Origin of the sequence: Pseudarthrobacter enclensis (assembly GCF_001457025.1) — a bacterium.
Taxonomy (GTDB): domain Bacteria; phylum Actinomycetota; class Actinomycetes; order Actinomycetales; family Micrococcaceae; genus Arthrobacter; species Arthrobacter enclensis.
This window is the reverse complement of record NZ_KQ758606.1, coordinates 153914-179246: the sequence shown is the minus strand read 5'-3', so window position 1 is coordinate 179246 and position 25333 is coordinate 153914. Positions and strand designations below refer to the sequence as shown.

The following is a 25333-nucleotide window of genomic DNA, read 5'->3' as shown; positions in this document are numbered from 1 at the left end:
TCAGGCGTCCTTTCGGTTGTTGGTGACCAGGAGCCACAGCAGGAACGGGGCGCCGAGGGCACCGGTGACCACGCCTACGGGCAGCGCAGTTCCGTCCAGCAGCAGGGGTGCGATGTTGGCGGCGAAGTAGTCCGCTGCCAGGACGATCAGGGCTCCCACCAGGGCCGAGGCCGGAAGGCTGGCCTTGCGGGTGAAGCGGCGGGCGATGGGGCCGGCCAGGAAGGCGACGAAGGAGACCGGCCCGGCTGCCGCCGTCGCCACCGCTGCCAGCGTGACAGCGATGACCACCAGCGCCAGGCGCGTGGGGTTTACCCGGATGCCCAGCCCCGCGGCGGTATCGTCGCCGAGCTCCAGCAGCCGGAGCGGGCCGGAGATCACGGCAACGGCCGGGAGCAGCACGGCGAGGGCCAGGAACAGGACAGCGGCGCGGTCCCAGCTGGCGGAGTTCAGGGAGCCGTTAAGCCACACCAGGGCATCTGCTGCCGTGCGGATGTCCGCCCGGGTCATCAGGAAGTTGACCACCGCGTGCAGGGCGGCAGCGATCCCTACGCCGGCCAGGACCAGCCGGTTGCCGGCGGCGTTCCCCCGGCCGGCACCGCGCATCCCGGTTCCGCTGGAGATGGCGTAGATCAGCGCCGCCACACCCAGGGCGCCGCCGAGCGCCGCCCCGGACACCGCCGCTCCGGAGGCACCGAAAATCACGATGGCCACCACGGCGGCGGCGCTGGCACCGTAACTGATGCCGATGATGTCCGGGCTGGCCAGCGGGTTGCGGAGCATGGTCTGGAACAGCGCGCCGGCAAGGCCGAAGGCCAGCCCGATCATGGTTCCAATGACGGCCCGCGGAAGCTTGTTCTCCATGACGATGAAGCTGGCACCGGGGATTTTAGCCCCGCCGGTGAGGTGGTTGGCCACGATGGTGAAGAAATCCGGGATGGTCACCGTGTAGCTGCCCAGCAGCACGGAGGCGAAGAACAGGAGGACGACGCCGGCAGCCAGCACGGAGGTCCGGTTCAGTCCGGCACGTCCCCGGCGTTGCCCTATCAGATCGAGTCCTTGAGAGGCTGTTTTGGGAGCCCTATCTGATAGCGCATCGGGGCGGGTGGGGGTGGTTGCCTTGAGGGTCACAGTCCGGCTCCCTTCCCGCGGCGGACCAGCCACACGAAGACGGGAGCGCCGATGAGCGCGGTCATGATGCCGGCGGGGACCTCGCCCGGGAGCAGCACCACGCGGCCGATGATGTCCGCTCCCAGGAGCAGCACCGGAGCCAGGACAAGGGAGAACGGAAGGATCCAGCGGTAGTCCGGGCCGGTGAGGAAACGGACGGCGTGCGGGATGACCAGCCCAACGAATCCGATGGGGCCGGCCAACGCCGTTGCCGTGCCGCACAGCAGCACAATGCCCAGGGCCGTCAAAGCACGGGTCAGCCCCACCCTCTGGCCCAGGCCGCGGGCGATGTCGTCACCCAAGGCAAGGCTGTTCAGGATCCGGCCGGTCAGGAGCACAATGGCCGCACCCACGGCGAGGAAAGGCAGTCCGGGAAGGACCACGGACCAGTCGCGCCCGGCCACGCCGCCCACCTGCCAGAAACGGAACCGGTCCAGGGTGTCCTGGCTGGACACCAGGATGACGTTCATCAGTGAGAACAGTCCGGCGCTGAGGGCTGCCCCGGCCAGTGCCAGCTTTACCGGGGTGGCGCCGTCCCGGCCCAGGGAGGCGATGAGGTAAACCACGACGGCGGCAACCGCCGCGCCGAGGAACGCGAACCATATGTAGCCGGAGAAGGAGGCGATGCCGAAGACGTAGATGCCGGTGACCACGGCAAGGGCAGCTCCGGCGTTGACGCCCATGATGCCGGGATCGGCGAGCGGGTTCCGGGCCACGCCCTGCATGGCCGCGCCGGCGAGGCCCAGCGCACCGCCGGCCAGCAGGCCCAGGACGGTGCGGGGGATGCGGGCGTGCACCACGGCGTGGTCGCCGTTGGCGGGGTCGAACCGGGTGAACGCTTCCAGGACGGTGCCCAGGGGAAGCCCGCGGGCCCCCACGGCCAGGGAGGTTGCGGCCAGGAGGACCAGCACGACGACGGCGGCCAGCAGCCAGGCTGCACGCTTTCGTCCGGCGGCGGCGCCACCGGAGGCACCCGTTGCCGGGGACGGCACGGTGGTGCCCGGGGTCCCCGGGCGGGAAACCGCCGTCGTCGTTCCGTGGTTCATGGGACGGGAGTTACTTTACTGCGTCCGCTGCGGCGGCCAGCTGCGGCAGGAACGTGTCCAGGGACCACGGCAGGCTCAGCGGCGACGACGCCGAGATGGACAGGGTCAGGGTGTTGTCCGAATCCGCAACCAAAGCGCCGTTCTTGATGGCCGGGATCTGGCCCAGCAGCGGATCCGCCTTGATGGCATCGGTGGTCGAGGCATCGGGGACCCAGGTCACGAAGATGTCGGATGCGAGCTCGTTGGCCTTTTCAGCGGACCACGGGATGAAGAATTCCTTGGAACCCTTGGAGTTCTCTTCCACCACCGGGGCCAGTTTCATGCCGATTTCGGAAAGGAAGCGGGGGCGGTTGTCGTTGGCGGTGTAGACGTTGACGCCGTCGCCCTTGGCGGGTTCGAGGTTGCCGTAGATGAAGCTCTTCCCCTCGAGCTGCGGGTACTTGGAGACCTTGTCCTTGATGGTGGCCTCGGTGTCGGAGACGAGCTTGGTGGCTTCGGCTTCCTTGCCGAGGGCCTTGCCGATGATGGTGGTGGAGTCCTGCCAGGAGGTGCCGTAGGCCACGTCGGGGTGGGCCACCACGGGGGCGATCTCGCTGAGCTTCTTGTAGTCCTCTTCGGTCAGGCCCGAGTAGGCGGCCAGGATGACGTCCGGGGTGAGCTTGGCGATTTCGGTGAAGTTGATGCCGTCCGCCTCGGAGTACTGGACGGGGGCCTTGTCCGTGCCGAATCCGGCGCCGAGGTCTTCGAGGGCCGCGTCCTTCCACGGGGTGGAGCCCTTGTCGTTGCCGCCCCATTCATTCTTGGGAACGCCCACCGGGACCACGCCGAGGGCAATGGCGACGTCGTCATTGACCCAGGAAACCGTTGCCACGCGGGTGGGCTGCTTTTCGATCGTGGTCTTGCCGAACACGTGGTCAATGGTGACCGGGAACTGGGCGCTGCTGCTGGAAGCGGAGGCATCCGGCGTGGTGGACGCGGGGCCGGTGGAGCAGGCGGAGAGGGTAAGTGCTGCGGCGGCCAGGACGGCGCATGCCTTGCCGGCCGATTTGAACAGCGTACGGCGGGTGGCCGTGGGCCCGGTGAAGAGGGAGGAAGCCATGAAATTCCTTAAGTGAGCAATGCGAACTTAAGTAAGGCTAGCCTACCCTCCCCGCTATTACGCAAGCTTTTCGTTTCTTTATTCCCGTACGTGACGAAGGACACAGGTTTGGGCTGTGACCTTGGACAGGAGCCCCAGGCTTTGGCAGAATGCCACTGCCGGGTCCTGTCGCTGGACAGCCGGACAGAGAAGACGAGATGGGAAAACCAGGAACAATGCGCACGCCGGAGGGCAATATCGCCGCCGCTGCCGCTGAATGCGGGGTGGCCGCTGTGGCCTGCTTCGCGATGGGGCACTGACTCCTCCCTTTTCCCCGCCCGCTGCCGGGTTGTTGCCCGCCGCCGGGACCCTTACTTTGACGAAAGTCCAGCCATGCAATCAGTCACGCCCCAACAAATCCGTTCCTCCTTTGTCAACGCCAGCCGCTCCGAGGCAGCCAAACTCAACCTGCCCCCGAACTTTGGCGACCTCGACTGGGACAACCTCGACTTCCTGGGCTGGCGGGACCCGAAGATGCCGCTCCGCGGCTACCTGGTGGTGCCCGGCCCGAAAGGACTCACCGGCGTGATGCTCCGGGCACCGGAGGGCGGGCCCCGGAAAAACCGCTCGGTTTTGTGCGAGCTCTGCCGGGATGTGTTCTCCAAGGAGGACGTGCTGCTGTGGGTGGCCCGGCGCGCGGGCCAGTCCGGCCGCGACGGGAACACCGTGGGCACCCTCATCTGCGCCGACTTCCTCTGCTGCGGCAACGTCCGCAAGGAACCACCGGCCAACGAGATCAACCCGGACCCGGCCGCCGTCGTCCTCCGCCAGATCCAGGGCCTCGAGGACCGCACCGCACTGTTCCTAGGCCGGGTACAGGCAAAGTAGCGGCAGGGTCAGCGGAAGGTGAAGCTGGCCAGGATCCCCCTGAGGGCCTGCGCCTCGCTCCCTCTAAACCACGCCCGGGCGGCCCGGTCGTCCGGGAATTGCCGGCCGTCGAACAGCACCTCCGCCGTCAGCACGCGGTCTCCGAGGAGGATGATCCCGTTGACCGGGTCGCGGGGGCCCGTGGTGGGGGCTCCCGCGGTCAGCTGCAGGTGGTAGGTGGCATCGTCGTCGTCCCAGTCCACGTAGAAGGACGCCCTGGCCTCCGGCGTGGACCGCCCCTGGAGGCCGGGGACGGGCACGGAGTCGAAGACCGTCCTGGTCACCGGACCGGTGACCAGGTCCGCGATCTGCCCGTAAAAGATGCTGATCTGCTCCTTGCCGGCCGCGTCGTAGACGGTGGCCGTTCCCACATAGGGGGACGCTGACGCTTCAAAGACTTCCGTCCGCCAGTCCGCCGGACGGGTGAAGGACAGCCGGCCGTCGGGAAACGTGAAGGTGGCAAGCCCGGCCCCGGCGGAGGTTCCGGCCGGCGCCGGCGTGGACGGTACGGCCGTGGTGGCCGGAGCCTGCGACCCGGCCGCGGTTGGCGGAGGCTGGGAAGCCGCTGCCGTACTCACATCCGGTTCAGGCGTGCCTTCGGGCGTGCAGCCGCCCAGGAAGAGGGCGGCCGCGGTGGCCGTGGCGAGGAGGGCTGACGTGCTGCTTGCCCGGCGCATGCCCCCAGAGTGGCACACCGGGACGCCGGCGCACCAGCGTCCCGGGGACATATCCACCAGGTTGTTACCGCCGCCCGGGCCGCCGTGGTGTCACCGGTACGAGAAGCTCATGAGCACGGACTTGAGGGCGCGCCCTTCGTCGCTCCAGTACCAGCCCTGCGCCGCGTCGTCACCGTCAAAGCGCGGCTCGTCGAACAGCACGTCCGCGGTCAGGACGCGCTCGCCCAGCCGGACGAGTCCATACTGCACCTGGCCGTCGGGTGATACGGGCGCCCCCGGCGTGAGCCCCATCCGGTAATGGCTGGCACCGTTGGCGCGGTCGATATAGAACGACGAACTCGGCGTGGGAACGGAGGCGCCGACCAGGCCCGGCACCGGATCCGTCTCGATGACGGTCCTGGAGACGTTGCCCTCCGTGGCATCAGCTATCTGGCTGTAGTAGATGGCGATCTGCTCCTTGCCGGCCGCGTCCAGGACGGTCGCCGTCTCCACCGCGGGAGAGGTTGACGCCAGTTCATGCTTCACCTGCCACCCCTCCGGATACGCAAAGGACAGCCGGCCGTCTCCGAACGTGAAGGTTTGGGGTCCCGGGGTGAGGGGCGAGGACGTGGCGGCGGGAATGATGGACGGGTCCGGGCCTGCCTGGGCCGTCGAGGCTCCGGCCTGGGTGGACGGCGCGGTGGGCGGAACGGCGGGAGCAGGCTGGCCGGAAGCGGCGGGAGTGCCGGCGCTGTCCGGAGCGGAGCCCGCCGCGCACCCTGCGAGGGACAGGGCTCCTGCGGCGATCGCGGCAAGCAGGAAGGGGGCTGGGTGTTGGGGGCGCATCGGAATGCCTTTCAAGAGGACGCCGTCGTTCTCTAAGGGACATTGCGGACCCAGCACTCCGCAGGACCTGTGGGAATTACTCTGGCGAGGAGGATTGATAGGCCCAGAGTGGCACACGAAAAAGTCCGCCCACCAGACGGAAACCGATAAATCCATCAATTTGTTATACCCGCCCGGCGGGCGTTACCTCAGCGAAGCACGATGTCCACGGGGTTGGCCTCGGAGCGCCACGCACCCTCCTCGCCCGGCCGTGGGCGGATGACCGGAGCCGTAAGGACGCCGGAGCGGTTGGTGCGCCGGTCCCGCAGGATTTCGGTCACCGAACCAAGGTGCCTCGACAGGTCGATCACGTTCTCCGGAGCGGCCAGCAGCAACTGGAAGCCGAATTCGTGCAGCGCCTTGATACCGGCACCGGCGAACTCCTCGGACGCGAGCACAAAAGCCTCGTCCATCATCACGGTCCCGTACGTGGTGAACCCCTGCTCGGCAATGCCCAGCTGGTAGCTCAGCGCCGCAGCCATGATAAACGCCGTGAAGCGCTGCCGCTCGCCGCCGGACATGGATCCCGTATCCGCGTGCATGAAGACTTCGGTCTTCGCCGCGGCCTTCTTCCCCTTGGAGGCCGGAGCGGTGATCTCGCGGTGCTCCTTGCACTGAATGAACAGGTGCCCGCGGACGTCCAGCACCTCGGCCCGCCAGCGCCGATCCTCGGGGGCCTGGGAGCCGAGCCTCTTCACGAGGGTCTCCAGGGACTTGTAGCGCGCCGTGAGCTCGGCGTCGTCGTCCCGCTCCTGGGCAGCGCCGTCCACGCGGGCGGCCTCCGCCTTGGCAGTCCGAGTGTGCCGGGCCTTCAGCGCGTTCTGGATGGCGTCCTTGAACTGCTTGGCCGTGGGCGGCAGTGTCTGCTTGATGTCCAGCTCCAGGTAGCTGCCCTCGTGGAAGTTCACTTGGGAAAGGATGCCGTTGAGCGGCAGGATACGGCTGGTGATGGAGCGGCGTTCCTCGTCCAACAGGTGCAGCAGCGTGCTGAACGATTCATGCGTGCGCTGGTTGAAGAACTGCCGGAACTCCGCCTCCTGGGCAGGCAGGCCGTCGTTGACGATCGCGTGGTAGCGGGCCTCGAACTCGCCGGCGGCGCCGATGCTGGTGCCGTGGTCGGTAGAGATGGCGCTGCCCCATTCACGAACGAAGCCCTCGAAGGTGCGGGTCAGCCGCTCGGCGGTGGCCTGCCCCCGCGACTCCGCGGCATGCAGCTCACCCAGCAGGGAGGTCCGCACCCGGTTGGCCAGGTTGTCCAGCTCGTGCATTTCGGTCACGTCACCGAAGTCGGCGAAGTAGGGTTCCAGCGCGGCCGTCGTGGCGTCCGACGGCGGCGCCTGGGCCAGGCGGTCACGCGCGGCTTCCAGCAGGGAATCGGCGGCGGTCAGCTGCCTGTCCAGGGTCTTGTACTCGCTTTGCAGCACGGCCGCGGACTCGGTGCTGGTCTGGTGTTTCTGGCGGACTTCCTCGATGGTGGCACGCAGCGGTTCCAGGTCCGCCTGGGCTGCCAGGGCATCCTTGAGCCGCTGCTCGATGCCGGCCAGCTCATTTTCCGCGACTGCCGCCGACACCTGGTCCCACGGCCGGTCGTCCTCCGCGATCCGTCGCAGGGCCTCCAGCTGGCGGCTCATGCCCTGGTGCGAATCTTCCCGGCTCTGGGCGAGTTCGGCGGCCTTGGCCACTTCCTGCCGGAGGTCCTCCACCTGCCCGGCAACCAGTTCCAGCTTGGCGGCGTTGTCGAAGCCAAGAACGTAGTCCTGCCGGCTGGTGAAGCGGTCGTCCTTTTCCACCGTGTGGCGGTTGCGCTTGACCACGCCGCCCAGGCTGAGGCCCTTGTCCAGCCCCGCCAGCTCGTCCGGATCCTCCACGCAGGGGTAGGCAAAGTCCAGGGCGATGCGTTCGCGGACCCATTCGCCGGCTTCGGCAGCCGCGCCGGAGGCGAGGATGTCCAGTTTGGTGAGCAGGTCGCCGTCGCGCGCGTCCTCCACGGCGAGGGCGCCGCCGGCGAGCGGTTTGGAGACGTCAACCGCCCGCAGCGCACCGCGGACGTTGTGGTCGTTGAGGTAGCGGGTCACGGCACCGAAGTGCTCGCCGGGCACCAGCAGCGTGGTGGCCAGGCTGCGGAGCGCACGCTCCGCGGCGGGGCGCCACCGTTCCTCCCCCTCGGCCAGGTCCATCAGCTCACCGGCGAACGGCATCCGGTCTTCGGGGATGCCCGTGGCGGCGGCGATGGCGGCGCGGTTTTCAATGCTCGACGGCGGCAGCAGGGACTTGCGCGTCTTCAGCGAGACGAGTTCCTGCTCGGCTGCGGCCAGTTCGCGTTTGCGTGCCGCGTGCGCGTCGAAGGCCTCAAAACGCAGTTCCTGGAGCGCCTGCGAGTCGTCCTTCAGCTCGGCGGACCGGGCGGCGGCGTGCTCGTGTGCCTGCTCCCAGCCTTCTGCCGTCCACTCAAGCTGCAGCCCGGCGTCGGCCAGCGCCTGCTGGGCTGCCTCCTCCACCTGGCGGCGGAGGCGGAGGCCCACGCGGGCGTTCTCCAGGGACTGCTCAATGGCCGAGATGGCGTTGCCGCCCTGGCTGTTGTAGTCGGTCTCCAGCTGCCGCAGTTCCTTGGCCAGACCGTCGCGGACCGAACGCTCGGCACCGAGTTCCTTGGCCTTGGCCTGCGCAAGGTCCTTGAACCGGGCCAGGGTTTTCTGATGGACGGTGACGGCAAGCTGCTGCCGGTAGGACTCGAATTCCGCACCGGCCAGCTCCCTCAGCAGGTTCGCGTCCAGGAGCGACTGCGCGTAGTCGCGGTTCAGGCCGGGAACCGGTGCCAGCTGGTCACGCTGCTGGCGGACGTCTTCCAGGCGCTGCCGGATGGACATGAGATTGCTGAATTCCTCCACCACGTCATCCGCGGCGGCCAGCGTCGCCGGAGCGTCCAGCACCTGGTCGCGGAAGAACGTGTTGACGCTGCCGCCCAGGCCCTTGCCGGCCTGGATCACGCGCAGCAAGGGCAGCGCCTGGTCAGAGCTGATGCCCAGCAGCCGGCGGAACCGCTCCGCGAAGGCCTTGTGCACGTCGAAGACCTGGGCGTGCGGGAAAATCGTTTCCAGCGCGCCCTTGGTGAAGCGCTTGTCCGCGATGCCTTCCACGGCGTCAAGGTCCAGCGGCACGTTGTCGATGAGGTAGAACCGGCCCACGCTGGACTCGGTTCCGTTCTTCGGCAGGTCGAACAGCGCCGAGACGGTCACCCGCGTTCCGGCCGCGTTGTCGAAGGTCAGCGCCACGGCGGACCAGGTGGCCCCGGGGCGCTGGAAGGCACTGGCCGAGCCCTCGCCCACTGCCTTGTCGCCCACCTTGCCGCGCATGTACGTAAACGTGGTGCGCTTGTCCTCCACGGCGCCGCCCGAACGCTGGGCGGCCGCCTCGTTGGACCGCGGACGGGCATCAAACACCCGCAGCATGGCATCGAACAGCGTCGACTTGCCCACGCCCGAGTTGCCCGTCAGCAGCGTCCCGTTGCGGTCCACGTGCATGGTGTGCGCCCCGTGGAACGTCCCCCAGTTGACCACCTGCACCAACGCAAGGCGCATCTGCCCCGGGTTCGTCACATCCCCCAACGGAAGCATGCTCGCGATCGTCACTTGGCTTCTCCTTCAGGTTCCGGTGCCGTGGCTGGGTACGACGACGGTGCTGCCGCCCCCGCCCCTTCGCCGGATGCCACTCCCGGGGCGGCAGCACCGTCGTCGCCGTTTTCGTCCTCACCTTGGGTGTCGTCCCCCGCGCCGTCGTCCTCACCCGAAGTATCGCCGTCGAGGTCAATTAGTGCTTCTGTGCCGGTGGGATCTGTCGAAGCCGCCACCAGGGCCTCGATGTGGGCCGGGATGTCGCCGATGTTTTCGAAGGGCAGGGCCAGGGGCAAGGCGTTGGAGATGGTGTAGACGTCGTCCAGTCCGGTGGGCAGGAGAAGCTGGCGGGCCAGGAGCTTGGTGATGGCGCGGGTCACCACGTCCGCGTCGCGGAGGGCGTCCTGCTGCCCGGCGGGCTGGTAGTGGGCCACCAGGTCCGTGATCTCCTCGCGGGTGATGGTGGGGTCTGTCTGGGCGGTGACGTGCCGGTCCAGCAGGAGGCGCAGCCGGAGCAGCACGATGGTTTCCACCCTGCTGAGGGCCCGCTGCTGGCGGAGGATGCTCGAGCGGGCGCCGCCGCCGATCGCTTCCGGGTCCACCGGACGCAGCACGGCGATCTTCCGTTCGTGGTCCAGCTGCAGGGTCAGGAACAGCTCGGACAGGCGGCTGCGCAGGATCATCTGGTTGTCCAGCAGCACGGTCCACAGCTTTTCGTCCCGGCCCCCGTCGATGTAGGGGCCCTTCAGGAGCTTGACCAGGGCCTGGCGGACCTTCATGGACAGGACGCCCGTATCGCCGGGGAACAGTGCCGCACCGTCGACGAAGGTGTCGCGGGGTGAAACGGTGAACGGGCGCTCGGCTGCCGGTGCGGGCTCGGCCTCAGGCTGGATGTCCTCAGCCTCGTCCAGGCCGGCGTCGTGTGAAACCTCAGTCATCTGAATCCTTTGCGAGCGTGACCACCGGCAGGTACGCCCTGCGGGTGGAGCCGTCTATCTGTTCGAAGTCCAGGCCCTCAAAGTCGCTGCGGTTGAAGTCGGCCCCCGCGTGCAGGGCCTCTGACAGCAGGGCGCGGATGGAGTTAATGTGCTGCTCTTCAGGCGGCAGCTGCTGCCAGGCCTCGCCGAGGGTCCTGGCGCCCGCCATCGCCGCGCGGACCGCTGCCGGTTTCGCCTTGCCGGTCCTCGGCGAGCGCACCCGGTCCGAGTCGGTGAAGGCGATGGGATCGGCCAGGCGCGGAGGGGCCGCGAACTCGTCCGGGTCGAAGAGCTTCACCATGGACAGCGACTCGAACCCGGCGTTGTACAGGACCGGTCCCGGCACCAGGCCGGGCCGGTCACGCTCGTACGGCAGGGACCTGATGGCGTGCTCGGCTTCGCGCAGGACCTGGCGCAGCCGGACGGACTGGCGGAAGTCGTCACTCTGGACATACGTGTTCAGGCTCTCGCTGAGCTTGCCGTAGATGCGCTGGATCTGGCTGTGCTGCTGCCGGAGCTCCGCCACCAGGTTCTTCAAGGTTTCGCGGTCGTCCGCCGAAAGGTCATCCGCGAACTGGCGGCTGAGGACCTCGCCAATGGCAGACCGGAAGCGCACCTGCTGCTGCGGATCCTCCAGGAACGCGGTGAACGAACGGAAGGTACGTCCCTCCGGGCTCTGCCGCAGGCGCTTGTCCGCGTCGAGCACCTGGGCCATGGTGGCGCCCTTGGTCAGCGACTCTTCAATGATCTGGTTGCGGAGGCCGCCCACCAGCTCCTCGATCCTGTCGCGCATTTTCTTGTAGTCGGCGGGCAGGCTGGCGGCGAGGTCCAGGATGTTGCCGGCGGCTTCGACGGCCTCGTCATCATCGAGCAACCCGTCGAACTCGCCGGAGCTGATGTCCTGGATCAGCTGCTGGCGCTCTTCGATTTCGTCTTCGAGGGCCTCCAGCCGGGCACTCTGGTCCGGGTTGGTTTCGTTGGCCAGCTTTTCCACGTCGCCGAGGAGGGTGCCCAGGCGCGACCCATTGAGGGTGGACCGTTCGCTGGAGAGACTGTCCAGGAAGGCCAGCACACGGGCCGCGGGTTCGGTGACTTCGTAAACGATCTGGCCGGACTGGTTCCTGCGGGTCAGGAACTGCCGCCGGGTCCATTCGTCGCCGAAGGTTTTTCCGTTGGCTCCCCCGCCGAGTCCCGGATCCTGCCGCCGGAGCTCCTCCAGGAAGGAGTCGACGTCGGCATGGAATTCCTCCAGCGGAAGCTGCGGGCGGGTGCGGGTAAAGGACGCCTGGAGCACCGCGATCACCCAGGGCGCCGAACGCGTCAGGGCCCACGCCGGGCCCTTGGTCAGGAGTTCGAGGTCCCGGAGCCTGGCGCTGATGGCGTCAGCGGATGACCTGGCGGAGCGGGGCACGCACTCTCCTTGGACTGGTTGCGGGGGCGGTTGGCGGGGGCCGGACCGGAAAACGGCCAAGTACAAGGTTAACGCAGGGCCTTCCCGGGGGCCGCCGCAACCGCTCCGTGACCTACCTGGCGGTAGGGTATCGATCCCGTATCAACAGCTGTTTCGCCGTCCGCCGCTCTGGCTGGCCCCGCGGCCGCCACCCTACGCTTCTGCTACCGGTCTTCACCGCGCACTTCAGCAGTCATTCGCCACAGCAACGCCGCAGCAGGGGGATTCATGCAGTTTGATCTAAGCGCTCTGGAAACGTCCACGCTCGTCTTCATCGGGACCTTGATTTTTGGTGCGCTGCTGGCAGCTTTCGTGCTCGCGGCCGGGTTCGTCGCCCTGCTGCTGCTGGGTACCGGCAAGCTCGTGTGGACCGTGGCGGCGAATACCCTCCTGGCGGTGGTCCACGGCATCAACGCCGGATGGGACCGGTTGGTGCACCAGGCATCATCGGCGGAGGCGGCAGCAGACTTCCAGGCCCAGGCAGCCCCTGGCACCGGAACCTACCCGCGGGTAATATTGAGGGACAGCTGAAGGGTTCTCCAACCCCGGCGGATCCATGGCTACACCGGCCGGTCCGGCCAAGGAGATAACCCATGACCTCCGCCACTGACACCCCGTCCACCGACGCACCCGCCGAGGACGCCGTCCCGGCCGGCAAGATCGGCGCCGGCGCCACCGCGGCTGATGCCCGCGCCGTGGCCGAGGCCGCCCGCGACTCCGCCTGGGAGCGCCCCAGCTTCGCGAAGGGCCTGTACCTCGGCAGCTTCGACCTCAGCCTGGTCCACCCGTGGCCAACGCCGGACCCCACAGGCGTGGAACGCGGCGAGGCCTTCATGGCCCGGCTCACTGAGTACGCCCGGACCATGGACGGCAGTGTCATTGAGCGCGCGGCGAAGATCCCGGATGAGTACATCCAGGGCCTCGCGGACCTTGGCGTCTTCGGCATGAAGATCCCGGAGGAGTACGGCGGCCTGGGACTGTCACTGGTGTACTACGGCCGGGCGCTGGCGCTGCTGGGTAGCGTCCATCCCAGCCTGGGCGCCCTGATCTCGGCCCACCAGTCCATCGGAGTGCCGGAGCCCGTCAAAGTGTTCGGCACTGCCGAGCAGAAGCGGGAGTTCCTGCCGCGCTGCGCTGCCGGCGCCGTCACCGCTTTCCTCCTGACCGAGCCCGACGTGGGCAGCGACCCCGCCAGGATGGGCAGCACGGCCACGCCAACGGACGACGGCGACGCGTACCTTTTGGACGGCGTGAAGCTGTGGACCACCAACGGGGTGATCGCCGAGCTGGTGGTGGTCATGGCGGTGGTCCCGGCCCACACCGGCCCCGACGGGACGAGGCACAAGGGCGGCATCAGCGCATTCGTGGTGGAGATGGACTCACCCGGCATCACGGTGGAGAACCGCAACGCGTTCATGGGCCTGCGCGGCATCGAGAACGGCGTCACCCGCTTCCACCGGGTGCGCGTCCCGGCCGGCAACCGGCTGGGCCGCGAGGGGCAGGGCCTGAAGATCGCGCTGACCACACTCAATACCGGCCGCCTGGCACTTCCGGCGCTCTGCGTCGCCTCTGGGCGGTGGAGCCTGAAGATCGCCCGCGAATGGTCCAACGCCCGCACCCAGTGGGGCCGGCCGGTGGGCGAGCACGAGGCGGTCGGCAAGAAGATCGCCTTCATCGCCGCCTCCGCTTTTGCCCTGGATGCCGTGTTCGAGCTCTCCGCGGAGCTGGCCGATGCGGGCCAGAAGGATGTCCGGATCGAGGCCGCCCTTGCCAAGCTGTGGGCCACGGAAATCAGCTGCCAGATCGCTGACGAGCTGGTGCAGATCCGTGGCGGCCGCGGGTTTGAGACGGCGGAATCCCTCGCGGCCCGCGGGGAGCGTGCCGTCCCCGCCGAGCAGCAGCTGCGGGACCTGCGGATCAACCGGATCTTCGAGGGGTCCTCGGAGATCATGCGGCTGCTGATCGCCCGCGAGGCCGTTGACGCGCACCTGGCCGCCGCGGGCGACCTCGCTTCGATGGACGCGAGCCTGCAGGACAAGGCGAGGGCCGCCGTCGGCGCTTCCGGCTTCTACGCCCGGTGGCTGCCCAAACTGGTGGCCGGGGCGGGGATGGATCCGCGCTCCTACAACGAGTTCGGCCGGCTGGCCCGCCACCTGCGCTTCGTGGAACGTTCCTCCCGCCGGCTGGCACGCCAGACGTTCTATGCGATGGGCCGCTGGCAGGCGAAGATGGAGCGCAAGCAGGCGTTCCTGGGCCGCGTGGTGGACATCGGGGCCGAACTGTTCGCCATGACCGCCTGCTGTTCACGCGCTGAGATGCTGCTGCGCACGGATCCTGGGCGGGCCGCCAGCGCCTATGAACTCGCCGAAGCGTACTGCGAGCAGGCACGGGTCCGTGTGGACGAGTACTTCGACCGGCTGTGGCGCAACACGGACGACGCCGACCGCAGCCTGACGCGCAAGGTCCTCGCCGGTGACTACACCTGGCTTGAGGAGGGGATCCTGGACCAGTCCGAGGGGACCGGTCCGTGGATCGCCGACGCGTCCCACGGACCATCGTCAAAGGAGGACCTGCACCGGCGCTACCGGTAGAACCGCAGGTCACAAAGTAGTAAGCATCCTTGCTATCAATGCGGGGCGGTGGTTGAGTTGGGACATGAGCAGCTCAACGGACCCAGAGAACCTGCCCTCCCGGCGAGCACGGGAGGACGACCGTCCCGCAGGACAGCACGCCCGCGACGCGGACAGCCAGGCTACCCGCTCCATGGACCGCACTCCGATGGATGACGCAACCCGGTCCATGAACCGGGCGCCCGCCGGAGACGCCACGCCCGACTACCTCGAAGCACCTGCGGCCTCCGCCGAGCGCGACTACCCCGAACGGGAAACGGCAGACCGTGGCTACGCAGACCGCAGCGGCGCAACCCGGACCGCCGCCGTGCCTGCCGCGGCGGCTGCGGTTGACCCCAACCTCACGGACCGCGAGACCGCCGCCGCCCGCGAGCGGGAACAGTTTGGCGGCATCAAAGTAGGGTCGGCGTTCTTTGGCTGGCTTACCGCAACCGGCATGGCGGTGCTGTTGACCGCACTGGTGGCGGCCGCCGGAACGGCCGTAGGGCTGGCGAGCAACACCGACGTCAACGAGGCCGTCAACCAAGCGGCCCAAAATGGCGGGACGGTCGGACTGGTGGGCATCATCGTGCTGCTGGTGATCCTGTTCGTTTCCTATTACTCGGGCGGGTACGTCGCCGGGCGGATGGCCCGTTTCAACGGCGCCAAGCAGGGACTCATGGTATGGATCTGGGCCCTGATCGCGGCGATCGTGGTTGCCATCCTGGGACTGGTGGCCGGCCAGCAGTTCAACGTCCTGGCCAACCTCAACAGCTTCCCGCGGATCCCCATCAACGAAGGACAGCTGACCACCACCAGCATCATCGCCGCTGTGGTGGTTGCCGTGGTGGCGTTGGTGGGCGCCGTCCTGGGCGGACTGGCAGGCATGCACTTCCACCGCAAGGTTGACCGGGCAGGCTTCAACCCCGAGAACGATTACGCCGACGAGTAATCAGCCCCGGATGTCGCCATCCACGTAGAACCAGCGGCCGCCGGTCCTGACGAACCTGCTCACCTCGTGCAGCACTCCTCGCTCCGCCATCTGCCGGTAGTGCGCCCTGAACTCCACCGTGCCCTCGGTGTCGAACGGGCCGCCGCCGGCAGTGGCCACGATGTCGAGGCGCCGCCACTGCATGTCGGGGTCAAGCTCCAGGCTCCGCGGAGCTGTGTCGGGGTGCCAGGTGCGGAGAAGGTAGTCCCGGTCCAGCACCACAAAGGCGCTGTACCGGGAGCGCATCAGCTGCTCCGCGGTGGCCGCCTCTGCTCCGCCCATGTGGAACCGCCCGCAACAGGACGCGTACTGCTCCCCTGACAGGCAAGGGCAAGGGTCCTGTCCCCCGATTTTTGTCATACCGGGATGCTGTCATATCCGGTAACGGCTTTGCTACAACCCCCGCCCCGCCCCCGGCCCCGGGGGCATCGGGCAGCAAAAATCCGTAAAGTGGAGAGCAGGCTGCTGCCGGGCGGGCGGGAGGGCGCCGCCGCGGCCACGGCCGACGGCAGAGAGGAGAGATAACGTGGAGAATCCGGACACGCTCGTCCTCAACCTGACCTTTTTGGGCACGGTGGGCGTTGCGCTCCTGATGTTCTTCGTCCTCTTCCTCCTGGGTGTCCTCACGCTGCTGCTCGCAGGCCTTGGCAGGCTGGCGGCGATCGTGCTGATGGGCCTCTTCGGCAAGCGCCCCCGGGCCGACGGGCTGCCCCTGGTCCAGCTGTACGGCACGAAACTCACCCCAAGCGGGGACACGCCCGGCGCCGGGACTGCCGCAGCCCCTGACGCCGGCCGGAAACAGGGACGGTTCGGGGCCGTCAAGCCGGGGCGGCTGGTCTCGGCGCTGCGCACCGCCGTCGTCCGCAACCGCCAGGCGGCGCGCCGCGACCAGCCTGTCCTCGCCGAGGACTGGGCCTCCGCCGTCGCCGAGGCTGACGCCCGGGCGAACGCCCGGGAACGTGCCGCCAACCCTGAAATCAAGCTGTCCGTGCGGGACCTGCCGGATCCTGCCGTGCCGGCCGAGAAGGTGGAATCGGTGGCCCCGCTGGTGGAATCCGCGCTGCACAACCACCGCCCGGTCCGTGAGGTGCCCCGCTCCTTCAAGAAGCCGCAGGCCCCGCAGGTGCTGCCGCCCCTGGACACGGGGTCGCTGGTTTCGCTCTCCGGCCCGCAGCAGGTGCTCAAGCACAGCGAGGAACGGAAGCGGACGGAAACCGAGGGCGCCGCCCGGAACGGTGCACAGCCCTTACCCTGAGCAACCATCTCGGCTAGCGTGAAGCCCATGGAATTCAGATACCTCGGAAACAGCGGCTTCAAAGTCTCGGAAATTACTTTCGGCAACTGGCTCACGCACGGCTCCCAGGTGGAGAACGACGTCGCCACCCAGTGCGTGCGCGCCGCCCTCGACGCCGGAATCAGCACCTTCGACACCGCCGACGTCTATGCCAACACGGCCGCGGAGACCGTCCTCGGCGAGGCCCTGAAGGGCGAGCGGCGCGAATCCCTGGAAATTTTCACCAAGGTTTTTGGCCCCACCGGGCCCAAGGGCAAGAACGATCTTGGCCTGTCCCGCAAGCACATCATGGACTCCGTCAACGGCTCGCTGCGCCGGCTGCAGACGGACTACATCGACCTCTACCAGGCCCACCGGTACGACTTCGAGACCCCGCTCGAGGAGACCATGCAGGCTTTCGCGGACATCGTGAGGCAAGGTAAGGCCCTCTACATCGGCGTCAGCGAATGGACCGCGGACCAGCTCCGCGAGGGGCACAAGCTAGCCAGGGAACTGGGCTTCCAGCTCATCTCCAACCAGCCGCAGTACTCCATGCTGTGGCGCGTCATCGAGGCAGAGGTGGTGCCGGCGTCGGAGGAGCTGGGCGTGTCCCAGATTGTGTGGTCACCCATGGCCCAGGGCGTCCTCAGCGGCAAGTACCAGCCCGGCCAGCCTGCTCCCGAGGGAAGCCGCGCCACCGACGAAAAGGGCGGTGCCAAGATGATCCAGCGCTGGATGCGCGACGACGTGCTCCAGGGCGTGCAGGACCTCAAGCCGGTGGCGGAAGAAGCCGGCCTGTCCATGCCGCAGCTGGCCGTGGCCTGGGTGCTGCAGAACCCCAACGTGGCATCCGCCATCGTGGGCGCCTCCCGGCCCGAGCAGGTTGCGGACAGCGCCGCGGCGGCAGGGGTGAAGCTCGAGGCGGAAGTCCTGAAGAAGATCGACGACGCCATCGGCGCCCTGGCCGAGCGCGATCCCGCGCAGACCAAGTCCCCTGCCACGCGGGAAGCCTAGGCACATGGCAAACCTGCCGGAAGTGGCCGTCACCGGCGCCACGGGCGGGCTTGGCGGAATGGTGGCCCGGCACCTTGCCGGCTCCGGTTTCGCCCAGCGCCTCCTGGTGCGGGACGTGAGCCGCGCCCCGGACCTGGGCCAGGCGGCGGCAGCCGCCTGTAGTTATGGGGACGGTGAAGCCGCGCGCCGGGCGCTGGACGGAGTGAAGGTCCTGTTCATGGTCTCCGCCGCCGAGGCCGAGGACCGGCTCCAGCAGCACTACGCGTTCGTGGAGGCGGCTGCTGATGCGGGCGTGCAGCATGTGGTGTACACGTCCTTTTACGGTGCAGCGCCGGACGCCACCTTCACGCTCGCCCGGGACCACTACGCCACGGAGGAGAACATCAAGGCCTCGGGAATGGCTTTCACCTTCCTGCGCGACAATTTCTACCTGGATTTCCTGCCCCAGATGACGGACCAGGACGGCGTGATCAGGGGCCCGGCCGGGGACGGCGTCTTTTCGGGTGTGGCACGGGAAGACATCGCCCGGTCTGCATTCGCCGTGCTGCGGGATCCCGCCATCCACCAGGGCAAGACCTACAACCTCACCGGCCCGGAGGAACTCTCCATGGCCAAGGCGGCGGAGATCATCACGGCCGGCACCGGCCGGACGGTGGCCTACCACGCCGAAACCGTGGAGGAGGCCTACGCCTCGCGCGCCCAGTACAACGCTCCGGCCTGGCAGGTGGATGCGTGGGTCAGCACCTATACAGCCATGGCGGCCGGCGAGATGGCGGGGATCTCCACCGATGTGCACGGGCTGACCGGGCAGGACCCTATCAGCCTGGCGGAGTTCCTCACCCGGCCGGTGCTCTAGCGCCGGGCGCCCGGCCGCCGCCAAGGGGTGTTGACGGTGCCGCAGGTCCGGCGTAGACCTGTGGCAAGGCGTCACCGCCCCGGCGGCGCCCGCCCCCAGAGGAAACCCGGCGTCATGACTGAGATCAAAGAAGACAGGCAAGAAACGGCAGCAACCCCTGCGACGGGCGCGCCGCAGGCCCCGGCCGGCCCCACCGACGGGCCGCTCACCGCGGCGGAACTCCAGCTTTCGGCCCGGAACCACTCCATGCCGCTGGAGGCGCTGCGCCGCGAGGTCACTCCACCGGGCCTCCACTACGTCCTCACCCACTTCGATATCCCGGACATCGACCCGGCGTCCTGGCACCTGCTGATTGGCGGGGCCGTGGAACGGTCGCTCGAGCTGGGCATGGCGGCCCTGCGGCGGGACCCGGCTATTACGGTTCCGGTGACGCTTGAGTGTGCCGGAAACGGCCGCTCCCTGCTCACGCCCCGCCCGGTCAGCCAGCCATGGGTCATGGAAGGCGTGGGGACCGCCTACTGGACGGGTGTTCCGCTCGCCTACCTCCTGGGCAAGGCCGGGGTCCTGCCCAACGCGCGGGAAGTGGTATTCAGCGGCGCCGATTCCGGGATCCAGGGCGGCGTCACCCAGCGGTACGCGCGGAGCCTGCCGATCCGCGAGGCGCTGCGTGCCGACGTCGTGCTGGCCTACAGCATGAACGGCGGCGACCTGCCGCCCCAGCACGGCTACCCCCTCCGCCTGGTGGTTCCGGGCTGGTATGGCATGGCGAGCGTGAAGTGGCTTGAATCCATTGAGGTGGTCACCACGGCCTTCACCGGCTACCAGCAGGCGGTCGCCTACCGCTACCAGGACAACGCGGACGACGCCGGGACTCCCGTTTCCCGGATCAGGGTGCGTTCGCTGATGGTTCCGCCGGGCATCCCGGACTTCCTCACCCGCAACCGGACCCTGGTTCCGGGGCCGGTACTGCTGCAGGGCCGGGCATGGTCCGGAGGGGGCGCCGTGACGGGCGTCGAGGTGGGGATCGACGGCACCTGGCTGCCGGCGCAGCTTGAGAAAGCGCCGGGCGGATTCGCCTGGCGCCGGTGGACACTGCCGTGGGTGGCGGAACCGGGCGACCATGTGCTGTCCTGCCGCGCCACGGATTCCACCGGCGCCACCCAGCCGCTGGGGCAAAACTGGAACTACCAGGGGTTGGGCAACAACATGGTGCAGCAGGTCCGGGTGACGGTCTCCGCGCCTTCCTAGGACCGGGGCGATGGGGCCGGCGCTATACTCGGTGCCAGCCATGACCAGCCTTCCTGCCGCCCCCGCCACTGCCCGCATCGACGCGTGGCTGTGGGCCATCCGCGCCTACAAGACACGCTCCGCCGCCACCGCAGCCTGCCGTGCCGGCCATGTCCGCCTCAACGGCACCCCGGCCAAGGCGTCCGCCACGCTGGTCACCGGCGACACGGTGACGGTGCGGATGCCGGGCTACGAGCGGATCCTTGAGGTCCGCCGGCTGATCGTCAAGCGCGTCGGCGCGGAAGCGGCGTCGCACTGCTTCACCGACCACACCCCGCCGCGGCCGCCTGCCCCGGCACTGGGCATCCCCCAGCGGGACCGGGGCGCCGGCAGGCCCACGAAGAAAGACCGGCGCGAGATGGACCGCCTCCGCGGGTCCGCGTGAAAAGCCTCCCCGCATGACGGACGGGACTACGGAGCTGGTCCTGGCAGCAGTGCGCCGTCCCGGCACACAAATCTCCCTCGACGTGCACCTTCGCGGCGGGGCCGTGGCTGGAATCAGCCCCTCCGGTACCCGGGCGCACACGCGGCCCCTCAGGACCATCGACTGCGGCGGCCGGTACATCATCCCCGGGCTGTGGGACGAGCATGTCCACTTCTCCCAGTGGGCCATGCACGCGAACCGGCTTGACCTCTCGATGGCGGCCTCCGCGCAGGAGGCGGCCGCCGCCGTCGGGCGCTATCTTGGCGAGCTCAACCCGGCTAATGGGCACGGGAAACCTTCCACGGCCGTGGGCGTAGGATTCCGTGACGCCCTGTGGCCGGATACGCCAACGCTCGCGATGCTTGACGCGGCCACCGGCGAACGGCCCGCAGCGCTCATCAGCCATGACCTGCATTGCGTCTGGCTTAACACGGCAGCCGCCCGCCGGTATTCGTTGGACGTCAGTGAATCGGGGTTGTTGCGGGAAGAACCGGCGTTCCTGCTGACCCGCGAACTGGGGCGGCTGCCGGAGGCGGTGCTGGACGGCTGGAGCGCCGGCGCTGCCCGGGCTGCTGCCGCCCGCGGCGTGGTGGGTGTTGTGGACCTGGAGATGACCTGGAACCGGGACCCCTGGCTCCGGCGGATAGCAGCCGGCTTCGACAGCTTGCGCGTCGAAGCCGGCTGTACCCGGAGAACCTGGAGCGTGCCGCCGTCGAAGGACTGCGCACGGGCCTGGAGGTTCCCGGCGGCAAGGGCCTGCTGCGGACAGGTCCGCTGAAGGTGCTGATCGACGGATCCCTGAACACCCGAACCGCGTACTGCGTGGACCCGTACCCCTACGGCGGCCACGGACTGCTCACCGTTCCGGAAAAAGAACTGGTGGGCCTGCTGCGGCGGGCCCGGGACACCGGGTTTGTGCCCGCCGTTCATGCCATCGGTGGCGCCGCCAACCGGGTGGCCCTGGACGCGTTCGGCTCGGCCGGTATCGGCGGCCGGATTGAGCATGCGCAGTTTGTCCGGCGGGAGGACTTCGCCCGATTTGGCGCCTTGGGCGTGGTGGCCAGCGTGCAGCCGGCCCACGCGCTCGACGACCGCGACGCCGCGGACGCCAACTGGGCCGGTCGGACCGACAGGGCGTTTCCGCTGGGGTCGCTGCTGGATGCCGGGGCCACGCTGGCTTTCGGGTCGGATGCGCCGGTGGCTCAACTGAATCCGTGGGCAGCGATATCGGCTGCCACCACGCGGTCCTCCTTCGACGGCCGGGACCCATGGCAGCCGCAGGAAGCCGTCACGCGGGAACAGGCCCTCGCTGCCTCGACCCGCGGCCGCGGCACAGTCCGGATGGGCGGACCGGCGGACCTGGTGCTCCTCGATGCCGATCCTCTGGCAGTTGCGGACTCCGCGCTGGCTGGCCTGCCCGTGGCGGCCACGCTGGTAGGCGGCCGTTTCACGTACGACGGCGGATGGGCCGGCCTGTAGGGCCCGTTCGTTCCGCTGGGGTACCGGGAAGGCTGCTTCCGCTTGCCTCGTTAGTGGTTTCCAAGGATGTCCCGTCTGGCCTGGGGCGTGCCGTCCCTCGCCAATTTCCGACCCTGCGGGGTTTTCCACATAGGGGTTGTGGGCCGGTGGGAATGTTGGTGGGTGGTGGAAGATTTTGGTTATGGAAGCGGTGTTGGGGCTGGCTGAGGACGCGGTGACGGGGTCTGAGCCCCTTGCCCGCATCGTCGCGCTGCTCGACAACGCGCCGGTCGCTGCCGATGCGGTCGGGATGATCGATCAACTCCGGTTGCTGGAGGACGTGAAGTCCGTGGCCGCTGCGAAACAGGCCGAAATCACGGTGGCATTCGATCTGGCCCAGCGGCGGGAGCAGGCCGCCGCCGGTGTGCCCGCCGATCAGGTCGGGGCGGGGGTGGCGGCGCAGGTAGCGTTGGCGCGGCGGGAGTCCCCGGCCCGCGGCGGAAGGCTGCTGGGTTTGGCGAGAACCCTGACCGGAATGCCGCACACCCTTGCCGCGTTCCGGGGCGGGCAGCTGAACGAATGGCGCACCACCCTCATCGTGCGGGAAACCATCTGCCTCACCGCCGATGACCGCGCCGGCGTCGATGAGGAACTCGCCGCCGACACCGGCACCTTCGACGGTGCCGGGGACCGGGCCATCATCTCCGCTGTTAAGGCCGCCGCGTACCGGCGCGACCCGGCGTCGGTGGCGCGGCGGGCCGCCAAGGCCGTCACTGAAAGGACCGTGTCCCTGCGCCCGGCACCGGACACCATGACCTATCTGACCGCGCTGCACCCCGTGGCCGAGGGCGTCGCCGCGTATGCCGCCCTCAGTAAGGAAGCGGATACCCGCCGCGCCACCGGCGACGCGCGTTCGAGGGGTCAAGTCATGGCCGACACCCTCGTCGAGCGGCTCACCGGAACCCCGGGCGGGATCACGGGCATCGAACTCCAGCTCATCATGACCGACCGCACCCTCCTCCACGCCGGCCCCGAACCCGCCCGGATCCCCGGCTACGGCATCGTCCCCGCAGCAACAGCCCGGACCCTCATCACAAACCCGGTAGGTACTGCAAAACCCGGAACTTCAGCCAATCCCAACGATGCATCCGCCGGCGGCCTGGAACCCGAACTGGACCTCTGGGTCCGGCGACTCTACACAGCACCGGGCTCCGGGGACCTGGTCGCGATGGACTCCAAAGCCCGGCTCTTCCCGCCAGCACTCAAACGCTTCCTCCACATCCGGGACGACACCTGCCGCACACCGTACTGCGACGCGCCCATCCGCCATCACGACCACATCACCGCCTGGCACCACGGCGGCAAAACCACCACCGACAACGGCCAAGGCCTCTGCGAAGCCTGCAACCACACCAAAGAAACCCCCGGCTGGAAAGCCAAACCACTCCCCACCAGCACAGGCACAGGCACAGGCACCACCGGCGGCCACACCGTCCAACTCCGCACCCCCACCGGCCACGCCTACCACTCCACGGCGCCACCACTCCCTGGAACCGCGCCACCACTCCCTGGAACACCGCCCGGCACACTGCCAGGATTAGGGTTTCGCGCGGGATGCTCCCCCGGGGCCGGCACGCCTGCGAGTGGAAAGCCGCGTGGTGCAGGGCCGCGCCCAGTTCCGGCCAGGCCTCCGGGCCCGCCCGTCCTGACATCAACGGGGCCGACCATACCCACCGGCCCACTCCCGCAGCGTCCGCGGCCCTCCGTGCAGGTGCTGGGGCGGGTTGCTGAGCCCACCAGGCCGTGACAGCTACCCGTGAGCAATACAGCCCAACGGGCTCAAGTGTGCTCCCGGAAATGCGGCCGGCACGCCGCTGGCCCGCAGTGATGCAGGCTGATAGGGCTTCGCGGCAAAATCGCCTGCCCACCCTCAGAGCGGGGAGCGTAAAGTGGCATCAGACGCCTGTTTCCGGACGCATTGCTGTTGAGGGAGAGATCGTGACTGTTGATTGGGACGAAAAGAAAGCACTTCTACAGGAACCGAACATCGCGCAGGTGACGCAGCTTTGCGACGACCTTATGGAGAAGAAGCCGGGCTCCACGGTCCCCTACATCGACCCGGTGCACGACGAGGACGAATGCCGCATTGTCAGCCTGCACGTCAGCCCCGGCAAGGGCACCGAATCCGGCTTCATGTCCCACAACAACGATGACGAAGCGGCACGCCGCGCAACCCAGATCTATGAGCTTGCCGAACTCGACCCTCGGTACGTCATGCCGTGGAACGCCTACCCCTGGGTCCGGGAAAGCGGCAGCCCGTCGGCCCTGAGCGTCCAGGAAAAAACAGACGGCCTGCGCCCCTTCCGCCAGTTCCTTAAAATCAACTCCCGCGTTTCGGCGATCATCGCCCACGGGACGGACGCCTCCACCTTCCTCACACTGTACGAAAAGACGTACCACTCGTCCTTGAAGAACAGCGGCATCAAGATCTACAAGGCCACCGCCTTGGGCGGGCGGGCGTTCGCCGTGTCCGAGGCCAAGCAGGAGGAAATCCTCACCAAGAACGTCGACATCTACAAGGACGCCATGCAGCGGGCCGGTATCCAGCACCTGTGACCACGGCACCGCCCACCCGGGTCCTGGACTGGCTGCTCGACTCCGACCCCGCCATCCGCTGGCAGGTCCTGCGCGACCTCGCCAGGGCACCGGCCCGCGAGGTGGCGGAGGAACGCCGGCGGATTGCCACCACGGGTTGGGGTGCCCGCCTGCTGAGCCTCCAGGGGCAGGACGGCCAATGGGACGGCGCCACCTACTGGCCGGAGGAGAGCCACACCCACGGCTCCGGCAGCACGGACCACGGCGACGCAGGACCCGACAGCCCGGAGGCTGACGGCCAACCCTGGACCGCCACCACATACAGCCTGCTGCTTTTGCGCGGCTTTGGCCTTGACCCGGCCAGCCCGCAGGCCCGCCGCGCTGTATCCCTGGTAAGGGACAACGCCCGGTGGGACGAAAGCAACCAGCCCTTCTTCGACGGTGAGACGGAACCCTGCATCAACGGGATGGCGGCAGCCATAGGGTCCTACTTCGGCGAGACCGTGCACACAGTGGTGGAACGGCTACTGCAGGACCAGCTCGACGACGGCGGCTGGAACTGCGAAGCCGAACGCGGATCCACGAGGTCCTCCTTCCACAGCACCATCTGCGTCCTCGAGGGCCTGCTGGAATATGAGGAGGCAGGCTGCGGGACAGCCGAATCCCGGGCAGCCAGGAAACGCGGCGAGGAATACCTTCTGGACCGCGGGCTGATGCGGCGGAAGTCCACCGGAGCAATCGCAAGCCCTGACTGGCTGCTGTTCTCCTACCCCACCCGCTGGTTCTATGACGTCCTCCGCGGCCTGGACTACTTCCGTGCCGTGGGCGGGGCGCCCGACGGCCGCCTCACCGAAGCCGTGGAGCTGGTCCGGTCAAAGCAGCAGCCGGCAGGAACCTGGCTCCTGGAAAACAGCCATCCGGGCAAGGTCCACTTCCACCTTGATGACGGCGACGGCCATCCCAGCCGGTGGAACACCCTGCGCGCCCTTCGGGTGCTGCACTGGCACGACGCCGCCGCCAGCCGGTAGG

The 25333-nt window shown here is 68.4% G+C and carries 21 protein-coding genes and 1 pseudogene; 13 read left to right on the top strand and 9 right to left on the bottom strand.

Annotation, left to right across the window (positions count from 1 at the left end; all coding sequences use genetic code 11):
• The 3 genes from AS031_RS17195 to AS031_RS17185 form a co-directional block, all read right to left on the bottom strand.
• On the bottom strand, positions 1 to 1017 hold the full coding sequence (locus tag AS031_RS17195; RefSeq protein WP_371325995.1) for a FecCD family ABC transporter permease: 1017 nt from the start codon (positions 1015 to 1017) through the stop codon (positions 1 to 3).
• Between the two features lie 107 nt (positions 1018 to 1124).
• Positions 1125 to 2213, bottom strand: a complete 1089-nt coding sequence (locus AS031_RS17190; protein WP_058269373.1) for a FecCD family ABC transporter permease — start codon at positions 2211 to 2213, stop codon at positions 1125 to 1127.
• Positions 2214 to 2223: 10 nt separating this feature from the next.
• The gene (locus AS031_RS17185) at positions 2224 to 3312 is read right to left on the bottom strand and encodes an iron-siderophore ABC transporter substrate-binding protein (RefSeq protein WP_058269372.1); all 1089 of its coding nucleotides are present in this window, start codon (positions 3310 to 3312) and stop codon (positions 2224 to 2226) included.
• A 372-nt stretch (positions 3313 to 3684) separates the two neighbouring features.
• Between AS031_RS17185 and AS031_RS17180 the strand changes: the two genes are divergently transcribed.
• On the top strand, positions 3685 to 4179 hold the full coding sequence (locus AS031_RS17180) for an FBP domain-containing protein (protein ID WP_058269371.1): 495 nt from the start codon (positions 3685 to 3687) through the stop codon (positions 4177 to 4179).
• Between the two features lie 8 nt (positions 4180 to 4187).
• Here the strand turns inward: AS031_RS17180 and AS031_RS17175 are convergent, their stop codons facing one another.
• The 5 genes from AS031_RS17175 to AS031_RS17155 form a co-directional block, all read right to left on the bottom strand.
• Complete coding sequence (locus AS031_RS17175) at positions 4188 to 4895, bottom strand: hypothetical protein (protein ID WP_058269370.1); 708 nt, start codon at positions 4893 to 4895, stop codon at positions 4188 to 4190.
• Between the two features lie 90 nt (positions 4896 to 4985).
• Positions 4986 to 5720 (bottom strand): hypothetical protein, encoded by a 735-nt coding sequence (locus AS031_RS17170; RefSeq protein ID WP_058269369.1) that lies wholly within the window; start codon positions 5718 to 5720, stop codon positions 4986 to 4988.
• 188 nt (positions 5721 to 5908) lie between these two features.
• Positions 5909 to 9388: an ATP-binding protein gene (locus tag AS031_RS17165; protein WP_058269368.1), complete on the bottom strand. Its 3480-nt coding sequence runs from the start codon at positions 9386 to 9388 to the stop codon at positions 5909 to 5911.
• Positions 9385 to 10308 carry a DUF4194 domain-containing protein gene (locus AS031_RS17160; RefSeq protein WP_228379663.1) on the bottom strand — a complete coding sequence of 308 codons (924 nt, stop codon included), beginning with the start codon at positions 10306 to 10308 and terminating at the stop codon, positions 9385 to 9387. The genes AS031_RS17165 and AS031_RS17160 overlap by 4 nt, the downstream gene beginning before the upstream one ends.
• Positions 10301 to 11758, bottom strand: coding sequence for a DUF3375 family protein (locus AS031_RS17155; RefSeq protein ID WP_058269367.1), 1458 nt, complete (start codon positions 11756 to 11758; stop codon positions 10301 to 10303). Before AS031_RS17155 ends, AS031_RS17160 begins: the two co-directional genes overlap by 8 nt.
• 267 nt (positions 11759 to 12025) lie before the next feature.
• Here AS031_RS17155 and AS031_RS17150 point away from each other — a divergent pair, with 267 nt between their 5' ends.
• From AS031_RS17150 to AS031_RS17140, 3 genes are all read left to right on the top strand, one after another.
• Positions 12026 to 12328, top strand: a complete 303-nt coding sequence (locus tag AS031_RS17150; protein WP_058269366.1) for a hypothetical protein — start codon at positions 12026 to 12028, stop codon at positions 12326 to 12328.
• 62 nt (positions 12329 to 12390) lie between these two features.
• On the top strand, positions 12391 to 14388 hold the full coding sequence (locus AS031_RS17145; protein WP_058269365.1) for an acyl-CoA dehydrogenase family protein: 1998 nt from the start codon (positions 12391 to 12393) through the stop codon (positions 14386 to 14388).
• Positions 14389 to 14452: 64 nt separating this feature from the next.
• The gene (locus AS031_RS17140) at positions 14453 to 15358 is read left to right on the top strand and encodes a TIGR04086 family membrane protein (RefSeq protein ID WP_058269364.1); all 906 of its coding nucleotides are present in this window, start codon (positions 14453 to 14455) and stop codon (positions 15356 to 15358) included.
• On the opposite strand, the gene AS031_RS17135 is transcribed toward AS031_RS17140, so the two are convergent.
• Complete coding sequence (locus AS031_RS17135) at positions 15359 to 15757, bottom strand: YchJ family protein (protein ID WP_058269363.1); 399 nt, start codon at positions 15755 to 15757, stop codon at positions 15359 to 15361. It lies immediately after the preceding gene.
• Between the two features lie 166 nt (positions 15758 to 15923).
• On the opposite strand from AS031_RS17135, the gene AS031_RS17130 reads away from it, so the two are divergent.
• The 9 genes and pseudogenes from AS031_RS17130 (at position 15924) to AS031_RS17090 (ending at position 25332) form a co-directional block, all read left to right on the top strand.
• On the top strand, positions 15924 to 16652 hold the full coding sequence (locus AS031_RS17130) for a hypothetical protein (protein ID WP_058269362.1): 729 nt from the start codon (positions 15924 to 15926) through the stop codon (positions 16650 to 16652).
• A gap of 27 nt (positions 16653 to 16679) precedes the next feature.
• Entirely contained in the window at positions 16680 to 17684 is a 1005-nt protein-coding gene (locus tag AS031_RS17125) for an aldo/keto reductase family protein (RefSeq protein WP_058269361.1), read from the top strand.
• A gap of 4 nt (positions 17685 to 17688) precedes the next feature.
• Positions 17689 to 18540 carry an SDR family oxidoreductase gene (locus AS031_RS17120; RefSeq protein WP_058269360.1) on the top strand — a complete coding sequence of 284 codons (852 nt, stop codon included), beginning with the start codon at positions 17689 to 17691 and terminating at the stop codon, positions 18538 to 18540.
• A 114-nt stretch (positions 18541 to 18654) separates the two neighbouring features.
• A complete protein-coding gene (locus tag AS031_RS17115) occupies positions 18655 to 19788 on the top strand; it encodes a sulfite oxidase (RefSeq protein WP_058269359.1) in 1134 nt (377 codons plus the stop codon).
• A 40-nt stretch (positions 19789 to 19828) separates the two neighbouring features.
• The gene (locus AS031_RS17110; RefSeq protein WP_058269358.1) at positions 19829 to 20212 is read left to right on the top strand and encodes an RNA-binding S4 domain-containing protein; all 384 of its coding nucleotides are present in this window, start codon (positions 19829 to 19831) and stop codon (positions 20210 to 20212) included.
• 13 nt (positions 20213 to 20225) lie between these two features.
• Positions 20226 to 21730: pseudogene (locus tag AS031_RS20330) on the top strand (amidohydrolase).
• Positions 21731 to 21911: 181 nt separating this feature from the next.
• Positions 21912 to 23516: an HNH endonuclease gene (locus AS031_RS17100; protein ID WP_082642039.1), complete on the top strand. Its 1605-nt coding sequence runs from the start codon at positions 21912 to 21914 to the stop codon at positions 23514 to 23516.
• 191 nt (positions 23517 to 23707) lie between these two features.
• Positions 23708 to 24325, top strand: a complete 618-nt coding sequence (locus tag AS031_RS17095) for a uracil-DNA glycosylase family protein (RefSeq protein WP_058269357.1) — start codon at positions 23708 to 23710, stop codon at positions 24323 to 24325.
• On the top strand, positions 24322 to 25332 hold the full coding sequence (locus tag AS031_RS17090) for a prenyltransferase/squalene oxidase repeat-containing protein (RefSeq protein ID WP_058269356.1): 1011 nt from the start codon (positions 24322 to 24324) through the stop codon (positions 25330 to 25332). The genes AS031_RS17095 and AS031_RS17090 overlap by 4 nt, the downstream gene beginning before the upstream one ends.
• The last annotated feature ends 1 nt before the right edge of the window (position 25333 follow it).

Excerpts from the sequence above, each read along its gene's own strand:
- AS031_RS17190 (WP_058269373.1), bottom strand. The coding sequence starts at position 2,213 with ATGAACCACGGAACGACGACGGCGGTTTCCCGCCCGGGGACCCCGGGC.
- AS031_RS17185 (WP_058269372.1), bottom strand. The coding sequence starts at position 3,312 with ATGGCTTCCTCCCTCTTCACCGGGCCCACGGCCACCCGCCGTACGCTG.
- AS031_RS17180 (WP_058269371.1), top strand. The coding sequence starts at position 3,685 with ATGCAATCAGTCACGCCCCAACAAATCCGTTCCTCCTTTGTCAACGCC.
- AS031_RS17175 (WP_058269370.1), bottom strand. The coding sequence starts at position 4,895 with ATGCGCCGGGCAAGCAGCACGTCAGCCCTCCTCGCCACGGCCACCGCG.
- AS031_RS17170 (WP_058269369.1), bottom strand. The coding sequence starts at position 5,720 with ATGCGCCCCCAACACCCAGCCCCCTTCCTGCTTGCCGCGATCGCCGCA.
- AS031_RS17160 (WP_228379663.1), bottom strand. The coding sequence starts at position 10,308 with ATGACTGAGGTTTCACACGACGCCGGCCTGGACGAGGCTGAGGACATC.
- AS031_RS17150 (WP_058269366.1), top strand. The coding sequence starts at position 12,026 with ATGCAGTTTGATCTAAGCGCTCTGGAAACGTCCACGCTCGTCTTCATC.
- AS031_RS17145 (WP_058269365.1), top strand. The coding sequence starts at position 12,391 with ATGACCTCCGCCACTGACACCCCGTCCACCGACGCACCCGCCGAGGAC.
- AS031_RS17140 (WP_058269364.1), top strand. The coding sequence starts at position 14,453 with ATGAGCAGCTCAACGGACCCAGAGAACCTGCCCTCCCGGCGAGCACGG.
- AS031_RS17135 (WP_058269363.1), bottom strand. The coding sequence starts at position 15,757 with ATGACAAAAATCGGGGGACAGGACCCTTGCCCTTGCCTGTCAGGGGAG.
- AS031_RS17125 (WP_058269361.1), top strand. The coding sequence starts at position 16,680 with ATGGAATTCAGATACCTCGGAAACAGCGGCTTCAAAGTCTCGGAAATT.
- AS031_RS17120 (WP_058269360.1), top strand. The coding sequence starts at position 17,689 with ATGGCAAACCTGCCGGAAGTGGCCGTCACCGGCGCCACGGGCGGGCTT.
- AS031_RS17115 (WP_058269359.1), top strand. The coding sequence starts at position 18,655 with ATGACTGAGATCAAAGAAGACAGGCAAGAAACGGCAGCAACCCCTGCG.
- AS031_RS17110 (WP_058269358.1), top strand. The coding sequence starts at position 19,829 with ATGACCAGCCTTCCTGCCGCCCCCGCCACTGCCCGCATCGACGCGTGG.
- AS031_RS17100 (WP_082642039.1), top strand. The coding sequence starts at position 21,912 with ATGGAAGCGGTGTTGGGGCTGGCTGAGGACGCGGTGACGGGGTCTGAG.